Consider the following 2400-nt stretch of genomic DNA (forward strand, 5'->3'; position numbering starts at 1 on the left):
GACGGCGGGGGGCACACCGAGCTGACGGTGGGGGGCGCACGCCACCCCGCCCGTCCGTCCCTTTCCACGGCGGGCGGGACGGACGAGCGGGGCGCGGACGAGCGCGGGGCGCGGACGGCCGGTCAGCCGGCGGTGGGGCGGCGTTTGCGGGTTGCCGCCACCACGGCCGCACCCGCCATGAGGGCCGCACCCGCGAGGCCCGCCGTGCCCGGGCGCGTGGAGTCGGTGGCGCCCGCGGGTCCGGCGGGTCCGGCGGGCCCGGTGGCACCCGTGGAGCCGGTGGCGGCGAGGGTTCTGGCGGGTTCCTTGGTGGCGGGCCGCTGGGACGGCTGGAGGCGGGCCGCGGCCAGGATGAGGTCCGTGACGGCCTCGGGGTCGGTGAGCATCGCGAGGTGCGGGGCGTCGATCTCGACGGTGTGCGAGTGGGCCCGCTCGGCCTCGAAGCGTTCCAGCTCGGGCGAGATGGTCCGGTCCGCGGTGGAGACCATGGCCCAGGAGGGGATGGTCCGCCATGCGGCGGGCCCGGCCGTGTCGGCGAACGCCTGGGCGGCGATGGGGCGCTGAGTGGCCGCCAGTACCGCCGTCGTGGCCGCCGGGAGGGACGCCGCGAACACCGGCCGGAAACGGTCGGCCTTGATGTAGAGGTCGGTGGCGGTCGATCCGTCGGGCAGCGTGAACGGTACGGACTTGAGGGCCGGGGTGAGTTCGCTGCCCGGGAACTTCGCGGACAGCACCGAGAGGACCTCGCCCTTGTCCGGCATCAGCGCGTTGATGTACACGAGCGCCTTGACCTGCGGATTGCCGACCGCCGCGCCGCTGATGACCGCTCCCGCGTACGAGTGGCCGACCAGGACGATCGGGCCCTTGATGCTCCTCAGGACGCTGGCGATGTACGCGGCGTCGCCGTGCAGACCGCGCAGCGGATTGGCGGGCGCCATGACCTGGTAACCGTCGTTCTGGAGGCGCGGTACGACCTCGCGCCAGCTCGACGCGTCGGCGAAGGCGCCGTGCACGAGCACGATGGTCGGCTTGTCGGTACTGCCGCGGTGGGTCGCGGCGGGCAGGGCGCCGGCGGCGGGGGCGGTGCCCGCGAGCGCCGTCGCGGTGAGCGCCGCGGCCAGCGCGTACCCGCGGCGCGAACGTATCCGATGCCCCGGACGCGCACCTTTCCGAGGGCCGGAACCCGGACGTATCCAGGGGCCGGGAGCTGACGGCATGGCCATGTCTGTCTCCTCCGGGAGGCGGATGGGGTCGGCATCAGTGTTGCCAGGTCAGCGGGGGCGGGGCGCGCGGTGAGCGGCATGTGGGTGATGCGGCCGAGTGGAGTACAGTGTGTTGGACCCAAGGTCTATTGAAGTGCACCAAGTGAACCATGGAAGGATTCCGGTGGAAGAGCCGCGTACGACTACGGCCGCCGCTGCCCCGAGCGCCCCCGCCGCCCCGCGCACGGGGGGCGACGGCCGCTCCGCCGGGCCCGTCGCGCTGGTGATGGCGGGCGGGCTCTCCGTACAGTTCGGGGCCGCCATCGCCGTACTCCTGATGTCCCGCACCGGAGCCCTCGGGGTCGTCTCGCTGCGGCTCGCGCTCGCCGCGGCCGTCCTGCTGGTGGTGTGCCGGCCCGCGGTGCGCGGGCACTCGCGTGCCGACTGGGGTACGGTCATCGCCTTCGGCGCCGTGATGGCCGCCATGAACGCGCTCTTCTACCAGGCGGCCGACCGTATCCCGCTGGGCGCGGCCGTCACCCTCGAAGTCCTCGGCCCGCTCGCGCTCTCGGTGTTCGTCTCCCGGCGGCTGGTCAATGTGCTCTGGGCCGGCCTGGCGCTCGGCGGGGTACTGCTGCTGAGCGGTGGCGGGTTCGATCGGCTGGACCCCATAGGTGCGGCCTTCGCGGTGTTGGCCGGCGCCATGTGGGCGGCCTACATAGTTTTCAGCGCGCGGACCGGCCGGCGCTTTCCGCAGGCCGACGGGCTGGCGCTGGCGATGACGGTCGCCGCGCTGCTCGCGCTGCCGTTGGGGGTCGTCGAGTCGGGGTCCAGACTGCTGGTGCCCTCGACGGTGGGGCTGGCCCTCGCGGTCGCGGTGATGTCGTCCGTCCTGCCGTACACCCTCGAACTGCTCGCCCTGCGGCGGATGCCCGCGCCCACCTTCGCCATCCTGATGAGCCTGGAACCGGCCATCGCGGCGACCGCGGGCTTCCTCCTCCTGGACCAGGCGCTCTCCGCCACTGACGCGCTGGCGATCGCACTGGTCATCGCGGCGAGCATGGGCGCGGTACGGACGCAGGTGGGCGGGAAGGGCGTAGGGGGCGGCCGGGAGGATGCGCGCCGAGGCTGGCGGAAGGGTGTCAGGCAGGGCGGGCCGAAGGGTGCGCGGCAGGGGGAGCGGCAGGACGGGCCGCCG

At 74.1% G+C, this 2400-nt stretch carries 2 protein-coding genes; one reads left to right on the forward strand and one right to left on the reverse strand.

Features of this window, described 5'->3' with window-relative positions:
- Positions 1 to 122 precede the first annotated feature (122 nt).
- Positions 123 to 1223, reverse strand: a complete 1101-nt coding sequence (locus tag WH07_RS25560) for an alpha/beta fold hydrolase (protein ID WP_063775828.1) — start codon at positions 1221 to 1223, stop codon at positions 123 to 125.
- Between the two features lie 142 nt (positions 1224 to 1365).
- Between WH07_RS25560 and WH07_RS25565 the strand changes: the two genes are divergently transcribed.
- Positions 1366 to 2400, forward strand: a 1035-nt coding sequence (locus WH07_RS25565) for an EamA family transporter (RefSeq protein WP_408645935.1), incomplete at its 3' end; no start/stop codon positions are given.

The sequence above is a fragment of the Streptomyces odonnellii genome (genome assembly GCF_000981895.1).
GTDB classification, from domain to species: Bacteria; Actinomycetota; Actinomycetes; order Streptomycetales; family Streptomycetaceae; genus Streptomyces; species Streptomyces odonnellii.

Excerpts from the sequence above, each read along its gene's own strand:
- WH07_RS25560 (WP_063775828.1), bottom strand. The coding sequence starts at position 1,223 with ATGGCCATGCCGTCAGCTCCCGGCCCCTGGATACGTCCGGGTTCCGGC.